The organism is Pseudomonas sp. XP1 (assembly GCF_053557675.1).
Window position 1 is genome coordinate 135685 of record NZ_JBNRIJ010000008.1, and the last position, 4438, is coordinate 140122.

Annotated in this window: 4 protein-coding genes and 1 pseudogene; 4 read left to right on the forward strand and 1 reads right to left on the reverse strand. The window is 62.5% G+C overall.

Annotated elements, in window-relative coordinates; translation table 11 throughout:
* The 3 genes and pseudogenes from ACK1U9_RS10115 to ACK1U9_RS10125 form a co-directional block, all read left to right on the forward strand.
* A pseudogene (locus ACK1U9_RS10115) lies at window positions 1–381 on the forward strand (primosomal protein N'); the annotation flags it as partial.
* 218 nt (window positions 382–599) lie between these two features.
* Window positions 600–2336 carry an arginine--tRNA ligase gene (gene argS / locus ACK1U9_RS10120; RefSeq protein ID WP_046613536.1) on the forward strand — a complete coding sequence of 579 codons (1737 nt, stop codon included), beginning with the start codon at window positions 600–602 and terminating at the stop codon, window positions 2334–2336.
* A 1-nt stretch (window position 2337) separates the two neighbouring features.
* Complete coding sequence (locus ACK1U9_RS10125) at window positions 2338–3036, forward strand: SPOR domain-containing protein (protein ID WP_046613537.1); 699 nt, start codon at window positions 2338–2340, stop codon at window positions 3034–3036.
* Between the two features lie 125 nt (window positions 3037–3161).
* On the opposite strand, the gene ACK1U9_RS10130 is transcribed toward ACK1U9_RS10125, so the two are convergent.
* A complete protein-coding gene (locus tag ACK1U9_RS10130; RefSeq protein ID WP_085602019.1) occupies window positions 3162–3578 on the reverse strand; it encodes an NINE protein in 417 nt (138 codons plus the stop codon).
* A 166-nt stretch (window positions 3579–3744) separates the two neighbouring features.
* Between ACK1U9_RS10130 and ACK1U9_RS10135 the strand changes: the two genes are divergently transcribed.
* Complete coding sequence (locus ACK1U9_RS10135) at window positions 3745–4380, forward strand: C40 family peptidase (RefSeq protein WP_085602018.1); 636 nt, start codon at window positions 3745–3747, stop codon at window positions 4378–4380.
* Window positions 4381–4438 lie beyond the last annotated feature (58 nt).

Below are 4438 nucleotides of genomic sequence, written 5' to 3' on the forward strand. Positions count from 1 at the left end.
ACCGAGCAGGGTTACTTCGCCTTCGCCGAACAGGCCCTGGACGAGCGCCGCGCCGCCGGGCTGCCGCCTTACTCACACCTGGCACTGCTGCGCGCCGAAGCGCACAAGCCCGGGCAGGCCGAAGCTTTCCTCGACGAGGCCTGCGCCGCCGCCGAGCGCCTGGTGGCGGAACAGCGCCTGCCTGGCATCGAGCTGCTGGGGCCGGTGCCAGCACCGATGGAGCGTCGCGCCGGGCGCTTCCGGGCGCAACTGTTGATACAGGCCAATACCCGGGCGCCTTTGCATCGACTGATCAGCTCCTGGTTGCTAGTGTTGGAGCAGATGCCGAGCGGGCGCCAGGTGCGTTGGTCGCTGGATGTCGACCCGGTAGACCTGTACTGAATCGACCGGCCTAATCGCCGGCAAGCGAGCTCCCACACGTTGCGCGCGCTCTTCTGCGGGAACTGGCTTGCCGGCGATGAGGCCCTCGAACACAACATGGAACCCTTGATGGTTGCACCCCAAAGGTTGGCAACCCGCCCCCGGCCACGGATAATGCCCAGTTTTTCCACCTGCGCATCCAAGCGCTCCACCGCGCTTGCGGTCGAAAAGAGATCCCCATGAAAGACACCATTCGCCAGCTGATCCAGCAAGCCCTCACCCAACTCGTCACCGACGGTGTGCTGCCTGAAGGGCTGTCGCCGGCGATCCAGGTGGAAAACGCCCGGGACAAGACTCACGGCGACTTCGCCAGCAACATCGCCATGATGCTGGCCAAGCCGGCCGGCATGAAGCCGCGCGACCTGGCCGAGAAACTGATCAATGCCCTGCCGGCCAGCGCCGACATCAGCAAGGTCGAGATCGCCGGCCCCGGCTTCCTCAACTTCTTCCAGAACACCGACGCCCTGGCCAACCGCCTGGATGCCGCACTGGCCGACGCCCACCTGGGCGCGCGCAAGGCCGGCCCTGCGCAAAAGGTCGTGATCGACATGTCGGCACCCAACCTGGCCAAGGAGATGCACGTCGGCCACCTGCGTTCGACCATCATCGGTGACAGCGTGGCGCGCGTGCTGGAGTTTCTCGGCGATGAGGTGATCCGCCAGAACCACGTGGGCGACTGGGGCACCCAGTTCGGCATGCTGCTGGCCTACCTGGAAGAAAACCCGATCACCAGCGACGAACTGTCCGACCTGGAAAACTTCTACCGCGCCGCCAAGAAGCGCTTCGACGAATCCGAAGAGTTCGCCACCCGCGCCCGCGGTCTGGTGGTCAAACTGCAGGCCGGCGACCCGGACTGCATGGCCCTGTGGACGCGCTTCAAGGACATTTCGCTGTCGCACTGCCAGAAGACCTACGAACTGCTCAACGTCAAGCTGACCATGGCCGACGTGATGGGTGAAAGCGCCTACAACGACGACCTGGCCAACGTGGTCGCCGACCTCAAGGCCAAGGGCTTGCTGGTCGAAGACCAGGGTGCACAGTGCGTGTTCCTCGACGAGTTCAAGAACAGCGAAGGCGAACCTCTGCCGGTTATCGTGCAGAAGGCCGACGGCGGCTACCTGTACGCCACCACCGACCTGGCCGCCGTGCGCTATCGCAGCAACGTGCTCAAGGCAGACCGCGCCCTGTACTTCGTCGACCAGCGCCAGGCCCTGCACTTCAACCAAGTGTTCGAAGTTGCACGCCGCGCAGGCTTCGTCGGCCACCCGATGCAGATGGAGCACATGGGCTTCGGCACCATGAACGGCGCCGATGGCCGCCCGTTCAAGACCCGTGACGGCGGCACCGTAAAGCTGATCGACCTGCTCACCGAGGCCAAGGAGCGCGCCTACGCGCTGGTCAAGGAAAAGAACCCGAGCCTGGCCGATGACGAACTGCGACACATCGGCGAAGTGGTGGGCATTGGCGCGGTTAAGTACGCCGACTTGTCCAAGCACCGCACCAGCGACTACAGCTTCAACTTCGAGCTGATGCTCAACTTCGAAGGCAACACCGCGCCTTACCTTCTGTATGCCTACACCCGCGTGGCTGGCGTATTCCGCAAACTGGGCAAGGGCTTCGATGAAGTCGACGGCAACATCGTGCTACAGGCTGCCCATGAGCAGGACCTGGCCGCGCGCCTGGCGCAGTTTGGCGAAATCCTCAACAACGTCGCCGACAAGGGCACACCACACGTACTGTGCAGCTACCTGTACGACCTGGCCGGCCTGTTCTCCAGCTTCTACGAGAACTGCCCGATTCTTGCCGCCGAAACCCCGCAGCAGCAGCAGAGCCGCCTGCGCCTGGCGGCCCTGACCGGTCGCACCCTCAAGCAAGGTCTGGAACTGCTCGGCCTGGAAACCCTGGAGCGCATGTAAGTTGGCTGCCAAGAAAAAACCTGCACCCAAACGCGGCGCCAGCCGCCAGACGGCACCGGCCAAGCAGCCGATCCCCGGTTGGGTATGGCTGGCGGTAGGCCTGACCGTAGGCGCCTTCATCGTGTTCCTGATGAAACTCGAGCCCGGTGGCGAAGACATCAAGCGCACCAAACCCGAGCAGCAGAAGGCGGAAAAAGTGGCCGAAGCCGGCAAACCGGCGCAGACCACCCCGCAGCAGCCGGTGAAGCCGAAGTACGACTTCTACACGTTGCTGCCGGAGTCCGAGGTGATCGTGCCGCCGGAGGCCGTGCCAGAGAAGACGCCACCCGTCCCGGCCCAGCCGGTGACCCCGGTGACGCCGGCCGAAGCGGCGAAGATCGACACGGCGCGAGCTCAGGCTGCGCTTATGGGCCAGACCCCGCCACCGGCACCACCGGTGATCAAGCCGGCGGCAACAACCCAGTTCTTCCTGCAGGCCGGTTCGTTCCGCAAGCAGGCTGATGCCGACAAGGTACGCGCGCAGATCATCCTGCTGGGCCAGTCGGTGAAGGTGGAGTCGGGCACGGTCAAGGACGAAACCTGGTACCGCGTGCTGGTGGGCCCGTTCAGCAACCGCGAGCAGCTGACCGGGGCGCAGAAGCAGCTGGCCGGGGCAGGTTTCAGCAACCTGCTGCTGCAACAGCGGCAGACCCGTCAGTAAAAAAAAAGCCTTGCCGCTTCGGTGCGACAAGGCTTTTTCATAGGCGCTTCCGGCCTCTTCGCGGGTGAACCCGCTCCCACAGGGCTCTATGGTGCCTGTAGGAGCGGGTTCACCCGCGAATAATTTCAGCGCCCCGCATTCCGCTCGGAAACCTGGCTGTTCAGCGTCCAGAAGTCATACAGCACCCCCACAAGGAACAGCCCGCCGGTAAAGAAGTAGATGATCGCGGTGATCCACTTGCCCTGATACAGCCGGTGCAGCCCAAACACCCCCAGGAAGGTCAGCAGGATCCAGGCGATGTTGTAGTCAATGCGCCCGGACTGGAACCTGAGGTCGGCTTCACGGTCCATGGACGGGATCAGGAACAGGTCGATCAACCAGCCGATGCCCAGCAAGCCAAGGGTGAAGAACCAGATGGTGCCGGTTACTGGCTTGCCGTAATAGAAACGATGCGACCCGGTAAAGCCGAAAATCCATAGCAGGTAGCCAATGGTCTTGCTGTGGGTGTCGTGAAACGGCGCCCCTTGTTGATAACTGTTCATTCATAGCCCCCGTGGGTTATCCGAAAATTTTCTAAGAAAAAATGTGACTTTCTTGTCGCAGGCCGACGTACGGCACCTGGACAATCGACCAACGGATCAAAGATTGATCAAAAAGCTGTTATAAAGTTGCGCGCCCAACACATAACTATTCATAAGAGCTTCATCTATGCCGCCTTTACTCAAGACATGGCTGACCCTCTGCCTATTATTGCCCCTGGCCGCCCACGCCACCAATCGTGAGCAACGTCTTCCCAATGGTTTTACCGGCTACACCACCAATGCCTCGGTAAGACATGCACCGGTCAAGCAGACCGCGCTGCGCACCCGCCCAAGCAATGTCGCCAGCAGCCGCAGCGTGCCCGGCGTGCCGGTCGCCGCCATGTCGCCGAAGCAGAGCAGCGACGTGCTCAGCCGTGCGGTGAATGTGCTCGGTACCCCTTATGTCTGGGGCGGCAGCAGCCCGAAGAAAGGCTTCGACTGCAGCGGGCTGGTCAAATACGCCTTCAACGACGTCGCCGACGTCGACCTGCCGCGCACCTCCAATGCCATGGCTCAGGGCCACGGCGTCAAGGTGGCAAAGAGTGACCTGAAGCCAGGTGACCTGATCTTCTTCAACATCAAGAGCCGCCGGGTGAACCACGTTGCCATCTACCTGGGCAACGACCGCTTCATCCATGCTCCACGCCGCGGCAAGCGGGTAAGCATCGATACCTTGAGCAAGCCCTACTGGCAGAAGCATTACGTGGTGGCCAAGCGAGTGCTGCCGAAAGAACAGCAGCAGCTGAACCTGGCCAAGCGCTGATCTGATCAGCCCTCTCCTGTATCGGCCTCTTCGCGGGCACGCCCGCTCCCACAGGTAC